The sequence below is a fragment of the Microbulbifer discodermiae genome (assembly GCF_040742695.1).
In the GTDB taxonomy this organism is placed as follows: Bacteria; Pseudomonadota; Gammaproteobacteria; order Pseudomonadales; family Cellvibrionaceae; genus Microbulbifer.
The window spans coordinates 18,243-42,659 of the sequence record NZ_JBFLAB010000025.1 but is presented as its reverse complement, the minus strand read 5'-3'; the positions used below and the strand labels follow the sequence as shown (position 1 = coordinate 42,659).

Annotated in this window: 24 protein-coding genes; 9 read left to right on the top strand and 15 right to left on the bottom strand. The window is 61.4% G+C overall.

Annotated elements, in window-relative coordinates:
- Positions 1 to 69: 69 nt before the first annotated feature.
- Positions 70 to 936: a D-hexose-6-phosphate mutarotase gene (locus tag AB1S50_RS10870; protein ID WP_367150680.1), complete on the top strand. Its 867-nt coding sequence runs from the start codon at positions 70 to 72 to the stop codon at positions 934 to 936.
- 225 nt (positions 937 to 1,161) lie between these two features.
- Here AB1S50_RS10870 and AB1S50_RS10865 read toward each other — a convergent pair whose 3' ends face one another.
- The 10 genes from AB1S50_RS10865 to dksA form a co-directional block, all read right to left on the bottom strand.
- Positions 1,162 to 1,980, bottom strand: a complete 819-nt coding sequence (locus AB1S50_RS10865) for an acyl-CoA thioesterase (RefSeq protein WP_367150679.1) — start codon at positions 1,978 to 1,980, stop codon at positions 1,162 to 1,164.
- A 4-nt stretch (positions 1,981 to 1,984) separates the two neighbouring features.
- On the bottom strand, positions 1,985 to 2,800 hold the full coding sequence (panB, locus tag AB1S50_RS10860; RefSeq protein WP_367150678.1) for a 3-methyl-2-oxobutanoate hydroxymethyltransferase: 816 nt from the start codon (positions 2,798 to 2,800) through the stop codon (positions 1,985 to 1,987).
- A 5-nt stretch (positions 2,801 to 2,805) separates the two neighbouring features.
- Positions 2,806 to 3,495: a deoxynucleoside kinase gene (locus AB1S50_RS10855; RefSeq protein ID WP_455363749.1), complete on the bottom strand. Its 690-nt coding sequence runs from the start codon at positions 3,493 to 3,495 to the stop codon at positions 2,806 to 2,808.
- 35 nt (positions 3,496 to 3,530) lie between these two features.
- Complete coding sequence (gene folK / locus AB1S50_RS10850) at positions 3,531 to 4,013, bottom strand: 2-amino-4-hydroxy-6-hydroxymethyldihydropteridine diphosphokinase (RefSeq protein ID WP_455363748.1); 483 nt, start codon at positions 4,011 to 4,013, stop codon at positions 3,531 to 3,533.
- Between the two features lie 3 nt (positions 4,014 to 4,016).
- Positions 4,017 to 5,339, bottom strand: a complete 1,323-nt coding sequence (pcnB, locus tag AB1S50_RS10845) for a polynucleotide adenylyltransferase PcnB (RefSeq protein ID WP_367150676.1) — start codon at positions 5,337 to 5,339, stop codon at positions 4,017 to 4,019.
- A gap of 712 nt (positions 5,340 to 6,051) precedes the next feature.
- Positions 6,052 to 7,440 (bottom strand): sigma-54-dependent transcriptional regulator, encoded by a 1,389-nt coding sequence (locus AB1S50_RS10840; protein WP_367150674.1) that lies wholly within the window; start codon positions 7,438 to 7,440, stop codon positions 6,052 to 6,054.
- A gap of 123 nt (positions 7,441 to 7,563) precedes the next feature.
- Positions 7,564 to 10,527, bottom strand: a complete 2,964-nt coding sequence (locus tag AB1S50_RS10835; protein ID WP_367150673.1) for an ATP-binding protein — start codon at positions 10,525 to 10,527, stop codon at positions 7,564 to 7,566.
- Positions 10,517 to 10,693 carry a hypothetical protein gene (locus AB1S50_RS10830; RefSeq protein ID WP_367150672.1) on the bottom strand — a complete coding sequence of 59 codons (177 nt, stop codon included), beginning with the start codon at positions 10,691 to 10,693 and terminating at the stop codon, positions 10,517 to 10,519. The genes AB1S50_RS10835 and AB1S50_RS10830 overlap by 11 nt, the downstream gene beginning before the upstream one ends.
- A 61-nt stretch (positions 10,694 to 10,754) precedes the next feature.
- Positions 10,755 to 11,624, bottom strand: a complete 870-nt coding sequence (gene gluQRS, locus AB1S50_RS10825; RefSeq protein WP_367150671.1) for a tRNA glutamyl-Q(34) synthetase GluQRS — start codon at positions 11,622 to 11,624, stop codon at positions 10,755 to 10,757.
- Positions 11,625 to 11,710: 86 nt separating this feature from the next.
- Positions 11,711 to 12,148, bottom strand: coding sequence for an RNA polymerase-binding protein DksA (dksA, locus tag AB1S50_RS10820; RefSeq protein ID WP_367150670.1), 438 nt, complete (start codon positions 12,146 to 12,148; stop codon positions 11,711 to 11,713).
- Positions 12,149 to 12,405: 257 nt separating this feature from the next.
- Between dksA and sfsA the strand changes: the two genes are divergently transcribed.
- Positions 12,406 to 13,119, top strand: coding sequence for a DNA/RNA nuclease SfsA (gene sfsA, locus AB1S50_RS10815; RefSeq protein WP_367150669.1), 714 nt, complete (start codon positions 12,406 to 12,408; stop codon positions 13,117 to 13,119).
- Between the two features lie 47 nt (positions 13,120 to 13,166).
- On the opposite strand, the gene AB1S50_RS10810 is transcribed toward sfsA, so the two are convergent.
- From AB1S50_RS10810 to AB1S50_RS10795, 4 genes are all read right to left on the bottom strand, one after another.
- Positions 13,167 to 13,511, bottom strand: a complete 345-nt coding sequence (locus AB1S50_RS10810) for a Rieske (2Fe-2S) protein (RefSeq protein ID WP_367150668.1) — start codon at positions 13,509 to 13,511, stop codon at positions 13,167 to 13,169.
- Positions 13,512 to 13,537: 26 nt separating this feature from the next.
- Positions 13,538 to 14,590: a S1C family serine protease gene (locus tag AB1S50_RS10805; RefSeq protein WP_367150667.1), complete on the bottom strand. Its 1,053-nt coding sequence runs from the start codon at positions 14,588 to 14,590 to the stop codon at positions 13,538 to 13,540.
- Between the two features lie 123 nt (positions 14,591 to 14,713).
- Positions 14,714 to 15,601 (bottom strand): protease HtpX, encoded by an 888-nt coding sequence (gene htpX, locus AB1S50_RS10800; protein WP_367150665.1) that lies wholly within the window; start codon positions 15,599 to 15,601, stop codon positions 14,714 to 14,716.
- A gap of 182 nt (positions 15,602 to 15,783) precedes the next feature.
- On the bottom strand, positions 15,784 to 16,071 hold the full coding sequence (locus tag AB1S50_RS10795) for a TfoX/Sxy family protein (RefSeq protein WP_367150663.1): 288 nt from the start codon (positions 16,069 to 16,071) through the stop codon (positions 15,784 to 15,786).
- A gap of 597 nt (positions 16,072 to 16,668) precedes the next feature.
- On the opposite strand from AB1S50_RS10795, the gene AB1S50_RS10790 reads away from it, so the two are divergent.
- Genes AB1S50_RS10790 through AB1S50_RS10780 form a run of 3 tightly spaced genes read left to right on the top strand, consistent with a single transcriptional unit; the run spans position 16,669 to position 18,713 of the window.
- On the top strand, positions 16,669 to 17,382 hold the full coding sequence (locus AB1S50_RS10790) for a M15 family metallopeptidase (RefSeq protein ID WP_367150662.1): 714 nt from the start codon (positions 16,669 to 16,671) through the stop codon (positions 17,380 to 17,382).
- Complete coding sequence (cysE, locus tag AB1S50_RS10785; RefSeq protein WP_455363747.1) at positions 17,379 to 18,194, top strand: serine O-acetyltransferase; 816 nt, start codon at positions 17,379 to 17,381, stop codon at positions 18,192 to 18,194. Before AB1S50_RS10790 ends, cysE begins: the two co-directional genes overlap by 4 nt.
- Before the next feature lie 42 nt (positions 18,195 to 18,236).
- Complete coding sequence (locus AB1S50_RS10780) at positions 18,237 to 18,713, top strand: hypothetical protein (RefSeq protein WP_367150659.1); 477 nt, start codon at positions 18,237 to 18,239, stop codon at positions 18,711 to 18,713.
- A 64-nt stretch (positions 18,714 to 18,777) separates the two neighbouring features.
- On the opposite strand, the gene ppa is transcribed toward AB1S50_RS10780, so the two are convergent.
- Positions 18,778 to 19,314: an inorganic diphosphatase gene (gene ppa, locus AB1S50_RS10775; protein WP_367150658.1), complete on the bottom strand. Its 537-nt coding sequence runs from the start codon at positions 19,312 to 19,314 to the stop codon at positions 18,778 to 18,780.
- Between the two features lie 295 nt (positions 19,315 to 19,609).
- On the opposite strand from ppa, the gene AB1S50_RS10770 reads away from it, so the two are divergent.
- From AB1S50_RS10770 to msrA, 4 genes are all read left to right on the top strand, one after another.
- A complete protein-coding gene (locus AB1S50_RS10770; protein ID WP_367150657.1) occupies positions 19,610 to 20,983 on the top strand; it encodes a glutamine synthetase family protein in 1,374 nt (457 codons plus the stop codon).
- A gap of 188 nt (positions 20,984 to 21,171) precedes the next feature.
- The gene (locus AB1S50_RS10765; RefSeq protein WP_367150656.1) at positions 21,172 to 22,560 is read left to right on the top strand and encodes an aldehyde dehydrogenase family protein; all 1,389 of its coding nucleotides are present in this window, start codon (positions 21,172 to 21,174) and stop codon (positions 22,558 to 22,560) included.
- A complete protein-coding gene (locus tag AB1S50_RS10760) occupies positions 22,557 to 23,726 on the top strand; it encodes an iron-containing alcohol dehydrogenase (RefSeq protein WP_367150655.1) in 1,170 nt (389 codons plus the stop codon). The genes AB1S50_RS10765 and AB1S50_RS10760 overlap by 4 nt, the downstream gene beginning before the upstream one ends.
- Before the next feature lie 79 nt (positions 23,727 to 23,805).
- Positions 23,806 to 24,387 (top strand): peptide-methionine (S)-S-oxide reductase MsrA, encoded by a 582-nt coding sequence (gene msrA / locus AB1S50_RS10755; RefSeq protein WP_367150654.1) that lies wholly within the window; start codon positions 23,806 to 23,808, stop codon positions 24,385 to 24,387.
- The last annotated feature ends 30 nt before the right edge of the window (positions 24,388 to 24,417 follow it).

Below are 24,417 nucleotides of genomic sequence, written 5' to 3'. Positions count from 1 at the left end.
TGGTGCAGGTGATAGGGCTAGCCGGGCGCGGCTGGCCGTCGCGCTGACAAAAAGAAGTTGGAGAAGTGAATGACCGAGCCAGAGCTTCGGGGCTATATCAGAAATACGGACAGTGGTGCCCTCTACGGCAAGCCTGGATTGAGCCTGCTACTGGTGCAGACACCTCTGTGCCGCGCAGTGATTGCGCCCCAGGGGGCGCAGATTCTCGAGTTTCAGGGGCAGGGTCGCGAACCTTTGCTTTGGCTGAGCCCTCTGGCCAGGTTTGCACTGGGGCAATCGATACGGGGGGGTATTCCTGTATGCCTGCCCTGGTTTGGTATCAACCGCGACGATCCGTCAAAGCCCAAACATGGGCTGGTACGCACTGCGTTGTGGCGACAGGGGGAAACTAGCATCCTGGCCGATGGAACACTGGAGTTGGTGTTCACTTACCGCCATCCGGGGGACCAGTTGTTCGCCACCCCTTTCCTTTGCCAGGTGAAGTTTCAGCTTGGCAGGGTTCTGCAGCTGCAGCTCATATTGAACAATCTGGGTGCGGAGCCGGCCGCCTTCAGCTGGGCCTGGCACAGTTACTTTGCTGTGGGCGACGCCAGTAAGATTGCTGTTGAGGGACTGGAGCATTGCGAATACCTGGACAATACCCGCAATCTCCAGCGGTACAGGCTCAGTGGCCTGCTCAGCTTTCCCCACCAGGTGGACCGGATATTCGAGCAGGCACCAGCCAGGCAGCGGCTGGTCACCGAAAATCCCATTACCGCTGTGAGTGAGAACTGCCACAGTGTGATTGCCTGGAATCCGGGCCCGGCCGCCGGCCTGGAGGATGTGGGTGAACACCATCGAGAGTTTGTATGTGTGGAGCACGGTAATGCGTTTGCCGACAGCTGGACTATTCCCGCGGGGGAAGCCCTATCTGCCGGGCTGATGCTGGAGCGTTGAGGCTGGTCTATGCCTAGCAGGTTGTTGAAAAAGGCATCCTGCCTGTTTCAAAACACGAAAAGCGAAAAATGTGATTTTCACTTTTCTTCCAAAATCAACGACTTAGGCGTCGTCGATTTTGCCGGAACATCCATATTCCGGTACCAGGCGTCGAAATTCTGCGAATTTCAACAGCCTGCTAGGCCAACAATTCTGGGTAAGGGCTTACTTTAGTATCAACAGACCTTAACCAAAAACAGCCACCGTCTGCCGGGTGAATGCCACCAGTTGCCCTCCGGCGCTCCAGAGCCTCGCCTGGATAACACTGTAACCGTCTGCAGCCTGTTTTACTTCAGCGAGGTACTGCCACCAGGTCCCGGCGGTTTCTCGCGGCCGAGGCCCCACAAATTCCAGGGTCCATGTGAGGGAGCTGGCGGGCGCCAATTCCTTAAGCATGGGCAGCACCGCCGGCGGCCAGGCGTCGATCAGCGCCAACAGGTGACTGACGCCCACCGGTTCTGAAGCCGTTTGCACGCAGGGCTCGCGAAATCTCACCCAGCCGCCGAAGCTGGTGCTATCGCTGTTGGAGTAGGGCAGGTCGCCCAGGGCGATGCGATAATCGAAATGCCGGGTAAACTCCGGTACCAGCCCCTCAATATAGGGGAGCGCCTGGGACTCCTCGGGCGCGGGCATCGGTGGAGCTGGTGGACTGGCAATGGAAATGGACGATTCCCGCGGCTTGCCAAAGCTGGCCAGGGCGGCGAGGACCACTTTACCCTGGCACAGACGCCCTTCCACCTGAGTGACAGAGCGCCCTCTGCGCAGGACATCTGTGTGGATATCCACTTTGCCGGGACTGGCCGGGGCGACAAAAGAAACCGTCAGGGAGCGCAGATCTGCGTCACTATCCAGTTGTGTGGCCATTCTCTCGTACAGCATGGCCGCCACCAGGCCGCCAAAGGTGGCTCGACCCTGCTGCCAGCCGGCGGGAATCTCGGGTAGATTGTCGCCGCTGCGCAACTGGGTCAGCAACTGCTGGAATTGGCTGGCTGTTTCCTGCTGCATGGGTTCAGCCAAATGTATGGTTGTCATCGGGAAAGATGCCGTTTTTCACATCTTCGGCATATTTGCGCAATGCACCGGGAATATCCTCGGCCTCGCGGAGGAAATTCTTGGAAAATTTGGGCGGACGTTCGGTCAGGCCCAGGATGTCGTTGATCACCAGTACCTGGGCGTCGGTTTCCCGCCCGGCGCCGATGCCGATGGTGGGCATGGAAACAGAATCGGTGACGCGCTTGGCCAATCCCGATGGCACGCACTCCAGCACCAACAGGTCCGCTCCGGCCTCGTCCAGCAGTGCGGCGTCATCGATGATTCTGCCCGCCTGCTCGTCATCGCGACCCTGTACCCGGAATCCCCCCAGTTTGTGCAGCGATTGTGGTGTCAGGCCGAGGTGTGCGCACACGGGAATACCGCGGTCCGCGAGCATGGTCACTGTTTCGGCGAGCCAGGCGCCGCCCTCTATCTTCACCATATGGGCGCCGGCCTGCATAACGCGGGTGGCACTTTGTAACGCCTGTTCCGGGGTGGCATAGGTCATAAATGGCAGGTCGCCTATGATCAGAGATTTCTTGTTGCCCCGGGCCACCGCTTCCACGTGATAGATCATTTGTTCCATAGTGACGGGAATGGTGCTGTCGAAACCCAGCACAGTCATGCCCAGGGAGTCGCCGACCAGCACAACCTCCACACCGGTCCTCTGTGCCATGGTGGCCATAGGGGCATCGTAGAGGGCGACGGTTATAAATTTCTCACCGTCTATTTTCATTTTGCGCAGCGTTTGTACGGTAATGGGTGTTGGCCGTTCAGTGGATGCGTAAGTCATGCGAATCAGCTCCCCGGATTGTAGTAGTGGCGACCGCTTTTGACGGTCAGCAGATATTCCACCAACTGTCGGTAGTGTTCTGGCCGATCTACGATATCGATGTCTTCGCTGTTGACGATCAACAGCGGCGCCTCGTCATAGTAGTGGAAGAAGTTAGTGTAAGCGTCGTTCAGAGTGGTGAGATAATCGTTGCTGATTGAGCGCTCCGCGGCGATGCCGCGGGTGCGGATTCTCTCCTGCAACACCGTCAGGGGAGCCTGCAAATAAATCACCAGATCGGGTTTTGGTGCCTGCAGGGTCATGTGTTGATAGACCTGCTGGTAAAGTGCCAGCTCGTCCGCATCGAGTGTAACTTCGGCGAACAGGTAATCCTTTTCGATCAGAAAGTCTGCTACACGCACCGGTTTAAAGATGTCGTTCTGGCGTAAGGCCTGAATTTGCTGCGATCGTTGCAGCAGGAAATACAACTGTGTCGGTAGGGCGGCATTCCTGGGGTCGCGGTAAAATCTTTGCAGGAAGGGGTTGCCTTCCGGCAGCTCCAGTAGTGTATCGTAGTTAAAACTGGCGGCAAGCTTCTTCGCCAGAGTGGTTTTTCCCACGCCGATATTGCCTTCCACCGCAATGAATCGCGGCGGTGTCACTCCGGACAGATCCAGCGGCGCTTGTTCCAGTACTTCGCGCTCGGCTATGTCTATCGCCACGACGGTTGCTCCTTGTTTTTCGGCGATTGCTATTCGGAAACTTTCTGCAGGCGGTTTTGCGGACACTGTTGCAGCAGCGCCAGAACAGATTCCCCCCCGGGCAGCAGCAATTGTGGGTCCAGTTCCGCCAGTGGCTGCAGGACAAAATTACGCTCCGCCATACGTGGATGCGGCACCTGCAGGCGGGGGAGGTCAATCCTCTGCTGACCGAACAGCAGTATATCCAAATCGAGGGTGCGGGCACCCCAGCGGAGGCTGCGCTCGCGGCCTTGGGTGGTCTCGATAGCCTGTAACTGATCCAGCAGCTCCAGTGGCGGCAGGTCGGTACTCAGTTCCGCCACTGCATTGATATAGTCCGCCTGCCCGGCGGGCCCCACCGGCGCGCTGCGGTAAAAACCGGAACAGCGGACCAGGTGCACCTGCGGGAGCTTGCGCAGGGCTTTCAGTGCGCTGCGAAGCTGTTGGGCCGGGGCCGCGAGGTTGCTGCCTAGCCCGATAAACACACGCTGCACGGATTACCCGGCCGCCTTTGGGCGCCGGCGGCGTCTGCCACCACGCTGCTGCAGCCGGCGCACCATCTCCTGGCGCTGGTCTTCGTCGGCCTGCTGGAAGTCGGTCCACCAGGTGCCCAGGCCCGGTTGGATTTCTCCACACTGCTCCCGCAGCAGCAGGAAGTCATAGGCAGCTCTGAAGCGGGGGTGCTGGCTCAGCCGCTGTGCCCGCTCTCCGTTGCGGCGGGGCAGGCGCAGTTGCATGTCCCAGATTTCCCGCATTGGCAGCGAGAAGCGTTTTGGCAGAGCGGTGTGAGCCAGTTGCGAACTGGTGGCTTTCTGTGCCGCCTGAGCCAGGGCGGGAACCGCGGGGGTACCCTGGTCCATCAGTCTCCGCTGCTCTACAACTACCCCCGGCCACAGCAGGGCCGCGAACAGAAATGCCGGCGTCACGTGCTTGTCTGCTCGAATACGCGCGTCGGTATTGCGCAGTGCGAGGCGCGCCAGTTCCAGCATCGCCGGCTCCTCCAGCAATGCGGCGTTGTCCGGGAACAGCTGCGGCCAGAGCTGATACTGGCGCAGCAACTCGAAGGTGCGCTCGCCGAAACCGCCCATCAGCAGTTTCAGTACCTCGTCAAACAGGCGCGCCGGTGCGACGTTCCGCAGCAGGGGTGCCAGGTTGGCCAGGGGGGTTGCAGTGTGTTCCTCGATGGAAAAATCCAGCTTGGCGGCGAAGCGCAGTGCCCGCAGCATTCGCACCGGGTCTTCCTTGTAGCGCGTCGCGGGGTCGCCAATCATGCGGATCTGGCGCTGCTCGATGTCGGTGACGCCGCCGGTGTAGTCGTGAATGGCAAAGCCCCTGGTGGTGTAGTAGAGGGCATTGACGGTGAAATCCCGACGCGCGGCGTCGCTGGCGAGATCTCCGTAGACGTTGTCGCGCAGCAGCATACCTTGCTGGGACTGTTGCGCCTCATGCTCCGCGCCATTGGAGTGGTGTCCGCGAAATGTCGTCACTTCGATGACCTCACGGCCGATGCGCGCGTGCAGGATGCGGAAGCGCCGCCCCACTATGCGCGAGCCGCGAAACAACTGCTTGGCATCCTCGGGGGTGGCATCGGTGGCAATATCGAAGTCTTTGGGATGGCCGCCGAGCAATAGGTCGCGCACCCCTCCACCCACTATATAGGCTTCGAAGCCGGCTTCCTGCAGACGCTTCATCACTGTCAGCGCCGCACGGCTGATATCGCGGCGGGAGATCGAGTGTTCACTGCGGGGAATGATGCGCGCTTTCGGCTGAGGGGCCGGCTTGCGCCAGCGTTTGATACTGCTGAGCAGGGAGTTCAACATACGGCTGTCTGTCTTGACTGCGGCCAAGGCCTGTGAACGGGGAAGTCCCGTTGATCATGAGGGCGCATTCTACCACAAGACAACACAGAGTCAGACGGTCGCCTCAAATGAGGAAACCCCTGCGACCAGTTACTGGTGACAGTATGAAAAATGAGGGGTCATAATTACCGGGATCAAGGTAGCGGCTTCCCTGCGCTTTCAATTTGCCGTATGGCAAACACCCTCTCCCAGGCACAATCAGTCAGTTTGTAACGTGCTTGTCGTTATTTTTTTACGATCTGCTTATTGTTATTGTTTATTGTTGTTGTTCTGCTGGTTTTGGTCGTTAATTGCTCTTTTTCGACCTTTCCATTTATTTTTATTGTGTTGCGCCCACTTATTGTCAGTTTTTATTAGGGCTTTAACAGTCATTTATTTTTATTTTTGGCTGTTCTTCATAGTTGCACAGGTTTAAATAGCATTTAGTGTGCCAACTTTAAAAAAACACGGTAAATCAATAAGTTAAGAAGTGTAAGCGAAATGTGGGCCCAATGCCGGAGATGAATCCGTTACGGATGGTGCAGCAGTTGTTACTCTCAGCGCGACTTGGGTAACACTTTCACTTGTAACTATTTGACGTTACCCGGTGTCATCACCGGTTCTGGCCGTGGGAATGGAGGCGGAGTGCCCCTGGCGGATGGCGTCTGAGGGCGCTGATGGAGGCTGCCGGGAGTCAGGCCTCGGCCACTGCGCGGCGGGTTTTCTTGCGCGGTATACCGAGCTTCTGGCGGCGCTCCCACAGGCACTTGCGGCTCACTCCCAGCTTTTTCGCCAGGTCCGTCTCACTCATGGTGTCCTGGTGCTCCAGCACAAAGCGGGCGAAATAGTCCTCCAGTGACAGGTCCTCGCGGGGGTCCGTGTGCAAACTGGGTCGGAGGCGGTCCGGGTCCGCTTCGTCCACGGGCACCAGATCCAGGTCGATGTCCAGGGTGCGGTGATCTATCTCGTCGCTGTCGTCCTCGGTCAGGATGGCGGCGCGCTGGATGGCGTTCTCCAGTTCGCGCACATTGCCGGGCCAGCTGTAGGTGGTGACTGCCTGTATCGCCTCCGGGGACAGCTTGAGGGTGGGCCGGCCGATACGGGTACAAAACCTTTCCATCAGGTGTTCGGCGATGGCAAGTACGTCCTTGCCCCTGTCCCTCAGGGGCGCCACGGTCATCTGCACCACGTTGATGCGATAGTAAAGGTCCTCGCGGAATTTGCGCTCGCTGGCCAGCAGGCGCAGATTGCGGTGGGTGGCAGCCACCAGGCGCACGTCAACTTTGCGCGATTCCACCGCGCCCAGAGGGCGTACTTCGCCCTCCTGCAGCACCCGCAGCAGGCGGGCCTGTGCTTCCAGCGGCAGTTCGCCGATTTCATCCAGAAACAGAGTGCCGCCATCGGCTGCCGCAACCAGTCCGTCGCGGGCGGATTGGGCACCGGTAAAGGCCCCTTTCTCGTGACCAAACAGCTCCGCTTCGATCAGGGTTTCGGGGATGGCTGCGCAGTTGACCGAAATAAGCCGTTTGCTGGCGCGGCGGCTCTCCTCGTGGATAGCGCGCGCCACCAGTTCCTTGCCGGTACCCGTCTCGCCGTAGACCAGCACGGTGGCGTCGGTGGGAGCCACTTTGTGGATGCGGCTGTAGAGGCTGCGCATGGCCGGACTGTCGCCGATCATGCCGGCAATGGCGCGGCTTGACCCGGTGGTGCTGGCGGCCACAGCACGGCTCTGTTCCGCCTTGCCGATGACCCGGCGCACAGTGGCGATCATCTCATCGTGGTCGAACGGCTTGGCGATATAGTCGGCGGCGCCCATGCGCATGGAATCCACCGCGGAGCGCAGGCTGGCGTAGCTGGTCATGATCAGCACCGGCACGTCACCGGCCAGTTTCAGCAGGTCGGTACCGGGGGCCCCGGGCAGGCGCAGATCGGAAATAATCAGGTCGGTTTCCTGGAGCCGGTACTTGGCCGTCGCTTCACGCACCGAGCCGGCCTCGCTGACCCGGTACCGGTGCCGCTCCAGCAGCTTGCGCAAGGCTGTGCGGATGATGACTTCATCCTCGACGATCAGGATATGGCTCATACGTTACGCCTGGTTACAAAACGCTCAGTAGGTGCGTAGTTTTACCTGTGGAACGTTTCGATGCAACTCAAACCGGCGCAGTTATTCAAAATTTGTGTGATACCTGGCCCTGTTTCTGTGTATCTAACCCGTTTGCGGCAGCTGCACGATAAAGGTTGCTCCGCGCCCTGTGGCGGCGTTGGCGGGGCTGACCAGCTCCAGCTGGCCGCCGTGCTCCTCGACGATGCTGTACACCATCGCCAGGCCCAGACCGGTGCCCTCACCGGGCTCTTTGGTGGTGAAGAAGGGTTCCAGGATGCGCTCGCGGTGTTTGAGGGGAATGCCCGGGCCCTCATCGGTCACGGCGACACAGGCGTAACCGTTGGCGGAATAGCCGTCGATACGGATGTGACCACCGTCGGGGCTGGCGTCGCGGGCGTTGCTGAGCAGGTTGATAAATACCTGTATCAGGCGCTGGTTGTCGCCGGGGGCCATCAGGTCCTCCGGTACCGCATTGTCGAATGTGGTTTCGGTCTTGTCCCGCTGCAGCGCGAGCAGTTGCACCGCCTCCTGCACACAGGCGTAGAGGTCCACTGGGGTCCAGTCGCTTTTCTCCTGGTTGCCGCTGTGGGAGAAGTTGACCAGGGAATGCACGATACGGCTGATGCGCTGGGTCTGGCTGATGATCTGGTTGGCGGTGTCGCGCACCTCGTCACTGTCGGATTCGTACTGCAGATTCTGGGCCAGGCAGGCGATACCGGTGACCGGATTGCCCACCTCGTGGGCCACACCCGCGGCCAGGCGGCCCAGAGAGGCGAGGCGCTCGTTGTGGATCAGCTCCTGCTCCAGCACCTGGGTTTCGGTGATGTCCTCGACCAACAGCATCTGTCCGTCCCGGCCCTCTCCCGCAGCCCCGCCGCCGCGGCTGTTTTTCAGGTGGGTCTTGTGCAGGTTGAGCCAGCGCCTGTCGTCCCCCAGGCTGATCTGCTGCTTGAAGCGGCTGCCCTCGTCGGACAGGGCGAAGTCCATCAGCAGGGACTGCCAGGGCTCCGGCAGATAGTCCAGTTTGGAGCCGATAACCTCGCTGGCGGCAATACCGGTGAGATCCTGCATGGCGAAGTTCCACAGCAATATTTCCCCGTCGCGCCCCAGGGAGCAGGCGGCCACCGGCAGCTCCTCCAGCATCTGCCGGTGATAGAGGCGCAGATTGTTGAGTTCCGCGGCCAGCCCGGTGAGCTGGTTCTTATAGCGGGACAGGCCGGATTCGATCAGGTGGATATCCTTGTTTGCCGGCAGGCCGCTGTCTTTGAAGGGCAGGTGCCGCTCGATGATCTGGCCGGCGAGTACCCGCCCCAGGAGCCCGGACAGGTTGGCTTCCAGCTTGTCCCGCAGTTGGCGCAGGGCGAAAGGGCGCCGCTCTTCCTCGGGCAGGTTCAACTGGCGCAGGGCGCGATTGACTTCCTGGCTGGCAGTGGCGGCTCCGAGGCTTTCCGCCAGGCGTAGGCGAAAATCCGCTGCGGACTGGACGTCCAGTTCCAGTCGCAGTGCCTGACCGATGGTCTCGTCTCCGCACAGGTTGGCGGCGTATTGTTCCAGACTACTGGTATCCGTGGTCAGGGACAGGAGCACGAACAACAGGACATTCACGGCCAGGGAAAGGGTGGTGACCTGGGTCCAGATAGTCATTCCCAGTGGAATCTGCAGTTCGGTGCCCGGGATGGTCACGCCGCTGAGCCCCAGGATCGAGGGTACCAGCAGGCCGCCGGCCCATATCAACATGCCTGCCAGTAAGCCGGCGATAAAGCCCCGCCGGTTGCCCTGGGGCCAGTGAATCACAGCAAAAATACCCGGCAGAAACTGCAATGAGGCGATAAACGACAAAATGGCCAGGTCCGATAGCGACAAACGGTTGTTCAGCAGCAGGTAGAAAGCGAATCCGGCCAGATACAGTGCAGCCACCAGTGTCCGGCGCAGCCACAGCAGTTGCCGGTACATGTTGTCCTCGGAGTGCCAGCGGGTGCCCGGCAGCAGCCAGTGATTCATAACCATGGTGGAGAGTGCCAGTGTCATCATTACCAGCGCGCCTGTGGCGGCCGCCAGGCCGCCGATAAAGGCCAGCACGGTTAAGAGAACTGAGCCGCTGGCCCTGGGCACCGCGAGGGTGAAATACTGTACCGGCTCGGCCACATCGAGGGCGAAGCCGGCCCACATAATGGGGAATATGGGCAGCGCCATCAGCAGCAGGAAGAGTGGAAAGCCCCAGCTGGCTACGCGCAGATGGCGGCTCGCCGGGCGGCCGGCAATACTGAGGTAGAAAATGTGTGGCATGGCCACCGCGGTGGCGATAAACACCAGCAGCAGCGTGTGGGAAGAGCCCTCCTTGATTGGCGCGTAAAGTAATTGCTGCATGCTGCTGTGTTCAGCCAGCCATAGATCCAGCCCGGCAAATCCATTGAACACCCCGTACACGGCGTAGCCGCCGACCGCCAACAGCGCCACCAGCTTAACCACCGACTCCAGTGCCAGTGCGCCGGTGAGGCCCAGGCGGTGCTTGCGCGAAGTGCCGAAGGTACTGGTGAAAAGTGCCAGCAGCACACAGTAGACAAAGGTGGTCAGATCCTTGTTGGTGACGCCGCTGTCCGGCAGCGCCAGTATGGTCACACTGTCCCGCGACAACAGTGCCAGTGTCTCCGACACCGCCTGGATCTGCAGCGCGATCAGTGGCAGCAGCCCCAGCAGCATAAACAGGGTGGTGAAAGTACCTGCCGCCCGGCTGTGATAGCGAAATACCAGCAGGTCCGCCGGCGAGGTCAGCTGGTAGCGCTGCGCCAGCCGTGCCAGCGGTTCCAGGGCGAAGGGGGCGAACAGGAACATAGCGCCGGTGCCCAGATAATACGCCAGTACGCCGTAGCCGTATTGCCAGGCCAGGTCCACCACACCGTAAAAGGTCCAGGCGGAGAGGGAGACCCCCAGCGACAGTACAAACACCAGGGGGTGGCGGACCCAGCGCACTGGCAGCCAGCCTTTGGACGTGGCCAGGGCGAAGCAAAACAGCGCGGCGATGTAACCGACGCCGATCAGGGCAATATGGCCGACTTCAAAGTTCACTGGTGTTGCGCCGCATCTGCACCACCACTGCCAGCAGGATCAGCAGTAGCCACAGGATAAAAGGGCGATACCAGGCGCCGGCGGGGTTGATCAGCCAGGTGAAGACCGTCGGTGAAAAGACGTAGCCAACCAGGACCAATAGAATCAGAAGGGTGCGGTTACTCATAAATACGCGGTGCTGGGGTATTGGGGGAACCTTGCCGAAAAATCTTAATTGTCACCGGGCGCTAGTGCAATTGCCGGTTGTGACGATCCACCTGCCGGCGCTGCCAGCGGGCGGTGGCCCAGGACAGTATGGCGGGCGGTGCTTCGGAGCTCAGTTCCGCCGGCGGGTGGAAGCCTAGAAAGCGCATTGCCTGGATCAGATTGTCGCCGGCGCGGTGGTCATCGATCGCCGGGGCACAGCTCTGCTTGCTCAACTTTTGTCCGGCAGTCCCCAATACCAGCGGCAGGTGGCCGAATTGGGGTGCCTCGGCGCCCAGTAGCCGAAACAGCCGCTGCTGGGCACCGCTGCTGTCCAGCAGGTCGGCGCCGCGCACCACATGGGTCACACCCTGGTCGATATCGTCCACAACCACCGCCAGTTGATAGGCATAGAGACCGTCGCGCCGCCTCAGCAGGGTGTCGTCGCGGATCTGCTGGATCTGGGTGCCTCGCCAGAGGTCGGTGAAGCGCTCTTCGCCACCGGAACAGGTGACCCTCAGTGCGCTGGGCCCCTGTGCGTCGGTTCGCGCCCGGCAGCCCCGGTTGTCGTGGCCGCCGGCGCGGCGAATCTGTGCCCGCGAGCAATGGCAGGGATAGGTCAGCTCGCGCGCGGCCAGGTCGTCGAGCACATCGTCGTACAGGCGGTGGCGCCGGCTCTGCCATTCCAGCGGGCCGTGCCAGTGGAGCCCGTGGGCCTCCAGCGATCTGACAATGCGCTGGGCTGCGCCCGGCTCCTCCCGCGGCGGGTCCAGGTCTTCCATGCGTACCAGCCATTGGCCGCCGTGGGAGACGGCATCAAGATAGCTGCCCAGCGCACAGGCCAGAGAGCCGAAGTGCAGTGGCCCGGTCGGGGAGGGGGCGAAGCGCCCGATATACGGATTGGACTCGCTCAAAATCAGATCCTGGCGGCGGCTGTCGGGCGCACCGCCGGGGCGATCGCGGGGATCGCCGCTGGGGGATTAGCCGCGCCTGCGGACGCTCAGCCGGAGATCTGCTTTTCTTTGATCTCGGCCAGGGTCTTGCAGTCCACACACAGGGTTGCGGTGGGTCTGGCCTCCAGCCGGCGGATGCCGATTTCCACCCCGCAGGCCTCGCAGTACCCATAGTCGTCCTGGTCGATCAATTCGATAGTGGCATCGATCTTCTTGATCAGCTTGCGCTCGCGGTCGCGAGTGCGCAGTTCCAGGCTGAACTCCTCTTCCTGGCTGGCGCGGTCGGCCGGATCCGGAAAATTGGCGGCCTCGTCCTTCATGTGGGAAACGGTGCGGTCCACCTCTGCCATCAATTCGGCCTTCCATGCCAGCAGCAGCTTGCGGAAGTGCTCCTGCTGCTTCTCATTCATGTACTCTTCGCCCTTTTTCTCCTTGTAGGGCGCTAAGCCGTGCAGAGAATCGGTGCTCGCAGCAGTTTTGGGCATAGTCTTTGCCTCGCGTTACTTTACTGGCCCTCCTACATGAGGGCTGTACCACCAAATTCAACCTAGCCTAGACCGGTATCCACCGGAGCGGTGTACTTTAGTTAGCAACACCCGGGTAGCTTACGGCAGGCAGTTCCCCAAACCGGCACCGGCAAACCCCGGTGACCGAGAGCGTGGAAGCTATCAAATCTCGGTTGTTCGCGCCACAAAATGTTGTCTGGTATCTTGTGGCGTTTAGTTGATCCACGGGGGCCAGAGTGCAGTTTAATCCGCCGTTGCAGCGCGGCACATTGATCAGGCGCTATAAGCGTTTTCTCGCCGATATCGAAACGGAATCGGGCGATTTGTTGACCATTCACTGCCCGAACACCGGCTCCATGAAAAATTGCTGGGTCGAAAACAGTCCCTGCTGGTATTCGGATTCCGGCAATCCCAAACGCAAATACCGCCATACCCTGGAAATCACCACGACGCCGGAAGGGGCCAGGGCGGGGGTGAATACCGGTCGCGCCAATGCGCTGGTTGCGGAGGCCATCGAAAACGGGATGGTGACGGAGCTGCAGGGCTATACCGGGTTGCGCCGAGAGGTGCGTTACGGCGATGAAAACAGCCGCATCGATCTGCTGCTGTCGGGGCAGGAGGGCGACTGTTATGTGGAGGTGAAGAATGTCACCCTGGCCGAGGGTGCCAGCGGCAGCTTTCCGGACGCGGTCAGCAGCCGCGGCGCCAGGCACCTGCGGGAGCTGCACAAACTGGTGGACAGGGGCGTTCGTGCAGTGCTGTTTTACTGTGTGCAGCACACCGGCATAGAAACCGTCGCAGCGGCGCGGGAGATAGATCCGGAGTATGCCGAAACACTGGATAGGGCGGTGGCCGCCGGGGTCGAGGTGCTTGCCTACAGAGCGACTGTGGGGGCGAATGAGATACGCCTCACCGAGCCCCTGCCGTTTCTCCAGCCGCGCAAACAGTGATAAGCGTGATTTAAAACCTCGGAGCCACTGCCTGGGTTGGCAGACTGTCAGTCCGCCAGCAGTACATACAGCCCCTCGGGTGAGTGTTCCACCGGCACCGGGGTCAGCGCATCGCCGGTGCAGGGCCCGGCGATACACTGGCCGGATTCGATCAGGAACAGGGCGCCATGAGATGCGCACTGGATGAGGGCGCCCTCCGCATCGAGAAACTGGTCCGGCTGCCAGTCGAGCCCGATACCGCGATGGGGGCAGCGATTTTTATACACGTACACCTCGCCATCCTTCATCACCGCGAAGACGTTGGCCGTACCCGCAGCTGTGTCCCCGAGGGAAAAGCCCTTCGACTGCCCTTCGCTCAGTTCGCCGTAACCACAGAGAAAATACTTCTGCACAAAAAATCCCGCCTGGTTCTGGCAAATCACTCGGGAGCGGCCAGGGTAATGTCTGCCTGCTGCTCCTGCCCGTCACGCAGAAAGCGGAGTTGTACCCGGTCGCCGGCGCGGTGATTCTCCAGCACATTGAGCAAATCATCGTAATTGTGCACTGGCTGCCGGTCGACCGCCACAATCACATCCCCAAGCTGCCAGCCGCCGCGGTTGGTGCGGAAGACGCCGCGCAGGCCGGCGCGCTCGGCGGGCATACCCGGCTTGGTGCGCAGTACCGCAATCCCTTCAAAACCATAGCGGCTGGCCCACTGGTCCGGTGCTGATTCAATCCCCAGCACCGGGCGCACCAAACGGCCGTAGGCAATCAGTTCCGGGACAATCTTTTTTACCGTGTCCACCGGAATGGCGAAGCCGATACCGACACTGGCGCCGCTGGGACTGTAGATGGCGGTGTTGACGCCGATCAGCCGCCCTCTGCTATCCAGCAGTGGTCCGCCGGAATTGCCGGGGTTGATGGCGGCGTCTGTCTGGATCACATTGCGGATAGTGCGGTTGTTGGCCGCCTCAATCTCGCGGCCCAGGGCGCTGACCACGCCGGTGGTGAGGGTGGTGTCGAGGCCGAAAGGATTGCCGATGGCTAGTACCTTGCGGCCCACTGCCAGGTCGCTGGAGGAGCCCGGCACCAGGGGTGTCAGCCGCTGGGGCGGCGCGTCGATTTTCAGTACCGCGAGGTCCTTTTCCGGTGCCGAACCCACCAGCTGTGCCGACCACTCGCTGCGATCCTGCAGTGTGATGGTGACTTTGCGCGCGCCCTCGATGACGTGGAAGTTGGTCACCACATGCCCCTGGGCATCCCAGATAAAACCACTGCCGGCGCCTTTGGGCACCGAGTGCAGGCGCAGCGTAAAGCGGTCCCGGACCAGGGTTTCATTGGTCACATACACCACCGAAGGGCTGGCGAAGTTGAACACCTGCATGGTGTTCCGCTCGTCGTCAGTGGAGAAGTCCGGGGGTGTTTGCGCCTGGGAAAACGGTGCTGACAACAACAGCACCATACACAACAACAGGGATTGCAGCTTGTTCATGATCGGTGGGTCGGGCTCACGGAACTCGGTGAGGCTTATTGTGCAGCAACCGGGTGGGTGGCACCAGATGCTGCGGCGGTCGCAGAGCCCGGTACCGGGGAAGGTACCGGGCCCCACGGGTGGTCAGGCGCCGGTGGGGTTTTGCAGCGCCAGGATGCGGTCCTCCAGCGGCGGGTGGCTGGCCAGCAGCGCGCCCATGTTGCCGTAGATACCGAAGGCCTTCATGTTGCTGGGCAGCGGTTCCTCGCGCCCGGCTTCGGATTCCGCCTTGAGGCGCATCAGCGCGGCGGCCATGGCATTGCGGGTAGTCAGGTGCGCGCCGGCGGCGTCGGCGCGGTACTCGCGGCGCCGGCTGAACCAGGCCACTACCATCATGGCGAAGACGCCAAAAACCATGTCCATGATGATCGAGGTAACGAAGTAACCGATACCCAGGCCCTGTTCGTTCTTCAGGATGACCCGGTCGACGAAGAACCCCACCAGGCGCGCGAAGAACATGACAAAGGTATTCACCACGCCCTGAATCAGCGCCAGAGTAACCATATCACCGTTGGCAACATGGCCTATCTCGTGGCCGATTACTGCTCTCGCTTCGTCGCGGTTAAAGCGCTGTAACAGGCCGGCGCTGACGGCCACCAGAGCGCTATTGCGATTCCAGCCGGTGGCGAATGCATTGGCCTGGGGCATGGGGAAAATACCCACGTCGGGCATGCCGATGCCGGCCTTGGCGGACAGTTCCCGCACTGTGTCCAGCAGCCACTTCTCATCGGCATTGCCCGGCTGGCTGATGATCTGGGTGCGGGTGCTCATCCGCGCGATGGATTTCGACAGCAGCAGGGAAATGAAGGAGCCACCGAAGCCAAACAGGGCGCAGAGTATCAGCAACCCGGACAAATTGAGGTCTACACCATTGGCGTCGAGAATCCCCTGGATACCCAAAAGGTTAAAGACAATGCCAACCAGTACCAGTACCGCCAGGTTGGTTAACAGAAACAACCCAATGCGCAACATTGGCAATCTCCCAAAATAATATCCGTTAAGAATTATGGTAGATAAGGGCGTCGGGTCCACTTTCAAGCCGCGTGCGGCTACTGCCGCGGACATTTTCAGTTGTCGGGCAATGGCTATGGGGGATTGAGCGGGGAACCGGGCCCTGTTTGAGCCAGGGCCCGAGCTGGTCTCTCTGGTGTGGATCAAGGCTGGGTGCGTTGCTCCGTCAGTTGACGATCCGCCTCACTGACCAGGCGCTGTTTCAGATCCGGGTCCAGTTCGTTCCAGTGAACGTCGAGCAGGGCGCCCTGCAGCGCGTAAAGCATCACTCGTGAGGCATTGATGCCGCGGTTGCGGATGCTGATAAAAGCCTCCACCGGGCCTATGCGGCGCAGGTCGTCATAGGAGCGAATACCGATAGAGTGCAGGATATTGACTGACGCCAGTCCCAGGTTTTTGAGCTTTAGCAGCTCGGATTGGCTCGGGTTCATAGAAAATTTCCCCAAGAAATTCTACGTCCATGTTGATAGCGGCTCATTCCTTTGGCCGGCCCGAGCAAAATAGCATAAGCCTCCGCAAATACCAGAGCCGGTTCACCCTATAGGGTGGTTACTGTCCGGAATTGCGGTCAGATCACCGGTGAACCCATCAATCCAATAAATGGTCCTTCATCGATTGGATTGCCCCCGGAAAAACTGCGCAACTACGCGCAATCGCTTGCTTATCGGGGGCTTGCGCCGGCCTCCGCCGGGTTGCAGCACATCCCTGTGCGCGGCAATTGGTTGAGCTGCCAAGTTTATAGCTACACTTCCGCCCGAGGCAGAGCGGGATTGTTCACCCGACCGCCAAACAAGTATATTGCCACCGCAATCTGGTGTGGCCCGCTACCACCGGCCGGCAACTATACGCGGCATCAGTGAAGCCGGCGCCAGCGGGGCCGGGCGATGGCTCTCCCGTTCAATCATAGTTGCTGCGTTTGACAGGTGCCGCGCGCCGGCAGTGCTTCGCTTTTGTCGCGGCCCCAGTTTGGTCGCTGCGCTCCCGATATTTATTACGCAATAACGACTGACCCGGATGAGGGGGTGCGGATGTTGGCAGATACTATTCGATCTATGCTGTTCGGCTTGAGCGATGACCATGTGATACTGGAACCGCGCTCCGGTCAGTTGTTGCACCCGGAGGCGCTGGTGGCGTTTCAGCGCCTGTGTGCCGATGCGCAGGCGGCGGGTTTCGATCCGGTGATTGTTTCCGGGTTTCGCAGTTTTGACCGCCAGCGCGTTATCTGGGACGGCAAGGCAATGGGCCGGCGACCGCTGCTGGACAGCAGTGGCGAACCCATGGATATATCGCAGTTGTCGCCGAAGCAGAGGGTATTCGCTATATTGCGATGGTCTGCGCTGCCCGGTGCCTCTCGCCACCACTGGGGTACCGATTTCGACCTGGTGGATGCGGGTGCCATGCCGGAAGATTACCAGCCGCAACTGGTGCCGCGGGAAGTGGCGGATGAAGGGTTCTTCGGAGCCTTCCACCGCTGGCTGGATGAACAGATTGCCTGTGGCCTGAGTCACGGGTTATTCCGCCCCTATGGGGAGGATAGCGGCGGCATTGCACCGGAGCGCTGGCACCTGAGTTATGCGCCGCGCGCGCGGGAGCTGGAGCAGCTGCTGACTCCGGAAAATCTGCGCACCCTGTTGCAGAGCTGCGGCCTGGCACTGTGCGACACAGTGTGCGAGCACCTGCAGGAAATTTTTGTGCGCTTTATCCGGGTTCCGGACCACTGCTACCCCCAAAATCACCGGTGACTGAGGAATTGACCATCAACGGCGAAATTGAATCGAGGGATCTCTGGGAGGCGATGTGCGCCGAGGCGAGTGTGATGGCGGCGGATGAGCCGGTGTTGGCCAGTTATTTTCACAACACGGTCCTGCGCCACAAGCATCTCGACGATGCGCTGGCCTACCAGCTCGCCTCAGTGCTCGATCACGCGGCCCTGACCGCCACCACCCTGCAGGAGGTGATTGCGGAGGCGCTGCAGGACGATGCTCAGCTTTCCCGCTGTATACGGGCAGATATCTGCGCCTGGTATGACCGGGATCCCGCCTGTGACCAGTACCTGATGCCGTTTTTGTATTTCAAGGGTTTTCACGCGCTGCAGTCGCACCGCATCGCCCACTGGTTGTGGGGGCAGGAGCGGCACACGCTGGCACTGTATTTTCAGAGCCGGGTTTCAGAACAGTTTGCGGTGGACATTCACCCCGCTGCCCGCTTCGGCTGCGGTATTATGATCGATCACGCCACCGGTTTTGTGGTGGGTGAAACAGCCACCGTGGGCGATGATGTATCAATTCTCCACTCAGTGACCCTGGGGGGCAGCGGCAGCGGTCGCGGCGTGCGCCACCCGAAGATAGGGCCTGGGGTGATGATCGGCGCTGGAGCCAAGGTCCTTGGGCCGGTCGAGGTGGGCGAAGGGGTCAAGGTGGCGGCGGGCAGTTTGGTGCTAACGGATGTGCCGGCCCACACCACCGTAGCCGGCGTGCCGGCGCGGCCGGTGGGTGGCAGGACTGCCGGGGCCCCCGCCTACACCATGGATCAGACCCTGGACGGGGATGAATAGCCGGCGTATGAAGCGTATAAACCAGTAACCGGGGGGCAAGCAGTGTCGGACCTGCGCTATCAAGTAATTTTCCGCGGTGATCTGGTGGCCGGATTCACCGCCGCCGATGTCAAGGCAAATATGGCGCGCCTGTTCAAGGCCGGGCCGGAAACCATTGCCAAGCTGTTCAGCGGCCGCCCACTGGCGATCAAGAAAGGGCTGTCAAAGGCACAGGCGGAGCAACTGCAGGCGACACTGGCCAAAATCGGTGCCCAGTCGAGCCTCAGGCCCGAGGGCGCGGTGCCGGCAGCTCCCCCGGCGACGCCGGCGGATAGGGCCCCGGTGGGCTCGGACGCCTGGACGCTGGCACCCATGGAGGGCAATCTGCTGCAGGAGCATGAGCGGGAGCGCACTGAGGCAGTGCAGGTAGAGGTGAGTCACCTGAGCCTGAAACCGGCACAGGGGGATCTGCTCGAGCAGGGCGAGCGGAAAAAGGTGCAGCCGGCACCGGTGACGGTGCCCGACTGGCAGTTGGATTGAGTCCGGCCGGCTTGCCCGCCGCCGGCAAAGAAACCGGCTCTGGAGCCGGTTACCGGACGGGCCCTCAGCTCTGTTCTTTCAGGTAGCGCTCGCGAGAGGCCAGCACTTCACTGCGCGCCGCGTCGGCATCGGCCCAGCCGTCCACTTTCACCCACTTGCCCGCTTCCAGGGCTTTGTAGTTTTCAAAGTAGTGTTCTATCTGCTTGATCAGCAGTTCCGGAAGGTCGTCTATTTCCTGTACATGGTCGTACAGCTTGGTCAGTTTCGTGTGGGGCACCGCCAGCAGCTTGGCGTCGACACCGGACTCATCGGTCATATTCAGTACGCCGACTACCCGTGAACGGATGACGGAGCCCACCATGACCGGGTAGGGCGCCACCACCAGCACGTCCAGGGGGTCGCCGTCCTCGGACAGGGTCTGGGGCACATAGCCGTAGTTGGCCGGGTAGAACATGGGTGTGGCAACGAAACGGTCCACAAACACTGCGTCAGTGTCCTTGTCCACTTCATATTTGATGGGGTCGTGGTTGGCGGGGATCTCGATGATGACGTTGATGTCGTCGGGCAGATCATTACCCGCGGGGATCTTATCGAAGCTCATTGCTGGTCCTGACGAGTGCTTGGGTGTCGCGAGACGACCCGGATTACTGAATTTCGGGAGCGCGGATTATAAACCCGGCGGGTGCGCGGATGAAACGCCCGCTTCTTGTCTATCCTGTAGCAGGCTGTCGAAAAAGCCTCGCGCGGCTTGCCTCAACCTGGGTTGGCGGTGCATATCCGCGAACCCTGGACGACGAATCGAGCCGTAAGCGGCTCGATTTGCGGCCCGAACGCTCCTGTTCGGGCCGGCGGACTGCTGGCCCAACCACTCCGAAAACAACAATGTCGGGGGATCTATGCTCAAACCGCGGGAAGTGCGCTCCGCCACCGACGCCCGCGCAATCGTCGAAGAGCGGGATCTGAGCCACGTAAAGGTGGGGCTGTTCGACAACGACGGCGTCATGCGTGGCAAATACATGTGCCGTGAAAAGTTCTTTTCCTCCCTGGAACACGGTTTCGCTTTCTGCGACGTGGTGTTGGGCTGGGATGTCAAGGACCAGCTGTATGACAACGCCGATTACACCGGCTGGCACACGGGCTACCCGGATGCCCCGGTGCGTATTCTGCCGCAAAGCTGCCGCGAGATTCCCTTCGAGGAGCCGATGCTGCTGTTTCTGGCCGAGTTCGATCGGCAGGCCGCGGCGGTCTGTCCGCGCGCTGTGTTGCGCCGGGTGATAGAGCGCTGCCGGGCCGCGGGGTTCGAACCGCGGGCGGCGCTGGAATATGAATTTTTCCTGTTCGACGAAACCCCGCACTCGGCGCGGGAGAAGGGTTTTCGCAACCTGAAACCCTTTACGCCGGACTGGTTTGGCTACTCGGTGATCCGCAACTCGGTGCACGCCGAGCTGTACCGGCAGATTCTGGACCTGGGCGAGCGGATGGATTTCCCCATCGAAGGCCTGCACACGGAGACGGGCCCCGGTGTGCTGGAGGCGGCCATTGCGGTGGACGATGCCGAGGCGGCCGCCGACAAGGCGGCGCTGTTCAAGACCTTTATCAAGGTGTTGGCGCAGCGCCAGGGCCTGATGGCCAGCTTTATGGCCAAGTGGTCGCCGGATTATCCGGGGCAGAGCGGCCATATCCACCTGTCGTTGCGCCAGCGGGATTCCGGCAGGTCGGCTTTTTTCGATCCGCGTCAGCCGCACAATATGAGCGCGGTGCAGCGGCATTTTGTGGCCGGCCAACAGCGCCTGATGCCGGAGTTCCTGTGCATGTTGGCCCCCACGGTCAACAGCTATCGGCGCCTGATCCCCGGCTTTTGGGCACCCACCGACGCCACCTGGGGGATCGAGAACCGCACCGCGGCACTGAGGGTGATTCCCGGTGACGAAAAATCGCAGCGACAGGAGTACCGGCTCGGCGCCGCCGATGCCAACCCCTACCTGGCCCTCGCTGCGGCCCTGGGCTCCGGCCTCTACGGGGTGCTGCAGCGGTGGGAACCGGGCGAACCGGTGGCCGGCAACGCCTACGCCCTCACCCAGTCCGCTGAACTGGCCCTGCCACGCACCCTGTGGGATGCGGCCCAGCGCTTAAAAGCCTCCGAGGTGGCTCGGGAACTCTTCGGCAGTGAATTTGTGGATCATTTTGCTGCCAGCCGCATCTGGGAAGAGCGTGAATATCGCCGCCACATCAGTGACTGGGAGCTGGATCGCTACTTTGAAATTATCTGAAAGACAGTTGAAAAAGCCTTCCCCGGCTTTTCTCAACCTGGGCTTGCGGGCCGTCCCCGCAAATCCGCCACGGCAAATCGAGCGGCGACACGCTTGATTTGCGGCCCGAACAGACCTGTTCCGGACAGCATGCTGTTGAAGGCTGTTTTTTAACAGCCTATTAGGGCCTGGAGCCAATGGTGCAGCCTATGGATATATTGCAGTGCATTTCCCCCATCGATGGCTCCATTTATGTCGAGCGGGAGCTGGCCTCAGAGGCGCAGATTCGCGCAGCGCTGGACATGGCCGGGGGCGCTCAGCGGGCCTGGCAGCTCACCCCGCTGGCGGAGCGGGAGGCGATAGTACGCCGCGCAGTGGAGCTGCTCTGGGGGCGTCGTGGGGCGCTGGGGACGGAACTGTGCCATATGATGGGGAGGCCGATCCGGTACGCCGCCGGGGAACTGGACGGCTTTGCCGAGCGCGCCGGTTATATGGCGGATATCGCCGCAGAGGCGCTGGCGGATATTCCTGCGCCGGACATGAGCGGCAGTATCCGCTTTATCCGGCGTCAGCCGCTGGGCATGGCACTGGTGCTGGCGCCCTGGAACTACCCCTACCTCACCGCCGTCAACGCGGTGGTGCCGGCACTGCTGGCGGGCAACACGGTACTGTTAAAACACTCGGCGCAGACACCCCTGTGCGCCGAGCGCATGGTGGAGGCATTCTGCGAGGCGGGGCTGCCGCGGGGGGTATTCCAGTTTTTACATCTGCGCCACGGCGATATCGACCGATTGATCCGCGCCGGAGAAATGGATCATATTGCCTTTACCGGCTCGGTGGCGGGTGGCCGGGCCATAGCGCAGGCCGCCGCCGGCCGGTTTGTTCGCGTGGGGCTGGAACTGGGGGGCAAGGATCCGGCGTACATTCGCGCCGACGCGGACCTGGCACAGGCGGTTGCATCGGTGATCGATGGGGCCTACTTCAACTCCGGCCAGTCCTGTTGCGCGATAGAGCGTATTTATGTGCACGCGGAAGTGTACGACGCGTTCGTCGAGCAGGCGGTGGCGCTGGTGCGTGGCTATCGGCTGGGGCGTCCGGACGATCCGGGCACCACCCTGGGGCCGCTGGTCCGCGCCGAGGCGGCGGATTTTGTCCGCGCCCAGATCGATGAAGCCGTCGCTGCCGGTGCCTGCGCCCACCTGTTGCCCGCCGACTTCGCCATGGATTCCCGCGGCACCCCCTATATGGCGCCGCAATTGCTCACCGGTGTGGATCACAGTATGCGCCTGATGCGGGAGGAGTCCTTTGGCCCGGTGGTGGGGGTGCAGAAAGTTCATGATGACGCCGAGGCACTGGCGCTGATGAACGACAGCGATTTCGGTCTCACCGCCGCTATTTACAGCCGCGATGCAACGGCGGCCCAGGTGCTCGGCGACCAGCTGGAAACCGGTACCGTGTTTCTCAACCGCTGTGACTACCTGGATCCGGCCCTGGCCTGGACCGGGGTCAAGCTTTCGGGTCGCGGTTGTACCCTGTCCGGTATCGGCTATGAGTATCTGACCCGTCCCAAATCCTTCCATTTCAGGGTGCAGCCATGAGCATCGATCACCTGCGCGCTGACTGGCACTACCCTACATCCATGCGCGTTGGCCCGGGCCGGGTGCGGGAACTGCCGGACCTCTGTGGCGAACTCCATATGCGCACTCCCCTGCTGGTTACCGATCCCGGGCTGGCGCAGCTGCCCCTTGTCACCCAGGCGGTGGCGCAATGTCGCGCGGCGGAGCTGGAGGTCGACGTGTTTTCGGCGGTAAAGGGCAACCCCAACGGCCGCAATGTGGCCGACGGGGTCCAGGTACTGCGTGACGGTGGGCACGATGGCGTTATTGCCTTTGGCGGGGGCTCCGCCATGGATGCGGGCAAGGCCATTGCGCTGATGGCCGGGCAGCGGCGGCCGCTGTGGGATTTTGAAGACGCTGGCGAAAATTTCCAGCGGGTGGATGTGGCGGGCATGGTGCCGGTGATTGCTGTGCCCACCACCGCCGGCACTGGCTCGGAAGTGGGCAGGGCCGCGGTTATCACCGATGACGGGTCACAGGTCAAGCGCATTATCTTTCACCCGCGTATGCTGCCGGCGGCGGTGATTCTCGACGCGGAACTGACCCTGGCGCTGCCGCCCCTCATCACCGCGGCCACAGGTATGGATGCGCTGGCACATAACCTGGAAGCTTACTGTGCGCCGACCTATCATCCCATGGCGGAGGGCATAGCCCTGGAAGGGGTGCGGCTGGTGAAGGAGTACCTGCCCATTGCGGTTGCCGATGGCGGCAATCTGACCGCGCGCCAGCAGATGCTGGTGGCCTCCGCCATGGGGGCGACCGCCTTTCAGCGCGGCCTGGGGGCCATGCATGCGCTGGCGCACCCGCTTGGGGCCCTGTACGACGTGCACCACGGGCTGCTCAATGCTGTGCTGATGCCCTATGTGTTGCGGGCCAACGGCGCTGCCATTGCCGGGCCCATGGAGCGCCTGGCGCGCTATATAGGGCTGTCCGAAACAGGCCCGGATACGGTGCTGAACTGGGTGTTGGCGCTGCGCGAGCAAATCGGTATTCCCCACTCTTTGCAGGATGTGGGTATCGATGGCGAGCAGCTTTCCCGGGTGGGGCAAATGGCCGCGCAGGACCCTTCGGCGGCGACCAACCCGGTGCATTTAAACGCGCGGCAATACAGCGAATTGTGCGCGCGGGCGTTGCGCGGCGCACTCTGATGCCGCGCGACATTGGCTGTAACAAACGTCACCGACGCCCCGACAAAGGGCCACATGGAAACACTGGCAGGAGTAACTTATGCGCTGGCTTTTGATTCTCTCTTTTGTATTTGCGGGGGCCTCTGCGGCTGCCCAGGACGATGCCACCAATATCCGCACAGCGGTATTCGCGGGGGGCTGCTTCTGGTGTATGGAGCCGCCTTACGACAAGCTGGACGGGGTGCTGGAAACCACTTCCGGGTACAGCGGCGGCAAGGTTGAGAACCCCACCTATGAGCAGGTATCCGCGGGCGTTACCGGACACGCGGAGGTGGTGCAGGTCAAGTACGATGCGGACAAGGTCAGTTACGAAAAACTGCTGGAGGTGTTCTGGCGCAATGTGGACCCGCTGGATGCGGGCGGACAGTTTTGCGACCGCGGGGATCAGTACCGCACTGAGATTTTCTACGCCAACGAAGAGGAGAAGCGCCTGGCAGAAGCCAGCAGGGCGGCGGCGGAGCGAGAGCTCAACAAGAAAATCGTGACAAAAATCGTGCCCGCAGCCACCTTCTATCCTGCAGAGGGCTATCACCAGAATTACTATCAGCGCAATCCGGTGCGCTACAAGTACTACCGCTACCGCTGTGGCCGCGACCAGCGCCTGAAGGAACTCTGGGGCTGACCGGCCGCCGATCGCTGGCGGTGGTTAGTG

Bases quoted from the DNA above. Each gene is read 5' to 3' on its own strand.
- AB1S50_RS10840 (WP_367150674.1), bottom strand. From the start codon at position 7,440: ATGAGCCATATCCTGATCGTCGAGGATGAAGTCATCATCCGCACAGCC.
- dksA (WP_367150670.1), bottom strand. From the start codon at position 12,148: ATGCCCAAAACTGCTGCGAGCACCGATTCTCTGCACGGCTTAGCGCCC.
- ppa (WP_367150658.1), bottom strand. From the start codon at position 19,314: ATGAGCTTCGATAAGATCCCCGCGGGTAATGATCTGCCCGACGACATC.
- AB1S50_RS10765 (WP_367150656.1), top strand. From the start codon at position 21,172: ATGGATATATTGCAGTGCATTTCCCCCATCGATGGCTCCATTTATGTC.
- AB1S50_RS10795 (WP_367150663.1), bottom strand. From the start codon at position 16,071: ATGAACCCGAGCCAATCCGAGCTGCTAAAGCTCAAAAACCTGGGACTG.
- AB1S50_RS10770 (WP_367150657.1), top strand. From the start codon at position 19,610: ATGCTCAAACCGCGGGAAGTGCGCTCCGCCACCGACGCCCGCGCAATC.
- msrA (WP_367150654.1), top strand. From the start codon at position 23,806: ATGCGCTGGCTTTTGATTCTCTCTTTTGTATTTGCGGGGGCCTCTGCG.
- AB1S50_RS10865 (WP_367150679.1), bottom strand. From the start codon at position 1,980: ATGCAGCAGGAAACAGCCAGCCAATTCCAGCAGTTGCTGACCCAGTTG.
- pcnB (WP_367150676.1), bottom strand. From the start codon at position 5,339: ATGTTGAACTCCCTGCTCAGCAGTATCAAACGCTGGCGCAAGCCGGCC.
- panB (WP_367150678.1), bottom strand. From the start codon at position 2,800: ATGACTTACGCATCCACTGAACGGCCAACACCCATTACCGTACAAACG.
- AB1S50_RS10830 (WP_367150672.1), bottom strand. From the start codon at position 10,693: ATGAGTAACCGCACCCTTCTGATTCTATTGGTCCTGGTTGGCTACGTC.
- AB1S50_RS10870 (WP_367150680.1), top strand. From the start codon at position 70: ATGACCGAGCCAGAGCTTCGGGGCTATATCAGAAATACGGACAGTGGT.
- AB1S50_RS10805 (WP_367150667.1), bottom strand. From the start codon at position 14,590: ATGAACAAGCTGCAATCCCTGTTGTTGTGTATGGTGCTGTTGTTGTCA.
- htpX (WP_367150665.1), bottom strand. From the start codon at position 15,601: ATGTTGCGCATTGGGTTGTTTCTGTTAACCAACCTGGCGGTACTGGTA.
- AB1S50_RS10760 (WP_367150655.1), top strand. From the start codon at position 22,557: ATGAGCATCGATCACCTGCGCGCTGACTGGCACTACCCTACATCCATG.
- AB1S50_RS10790 (WP_367150662.1), top strand. From the start codon at position 16,669: ATGTTGGCAGATACTATTCGATCTATGCTGTTCGGCTTGAGCGATGAC.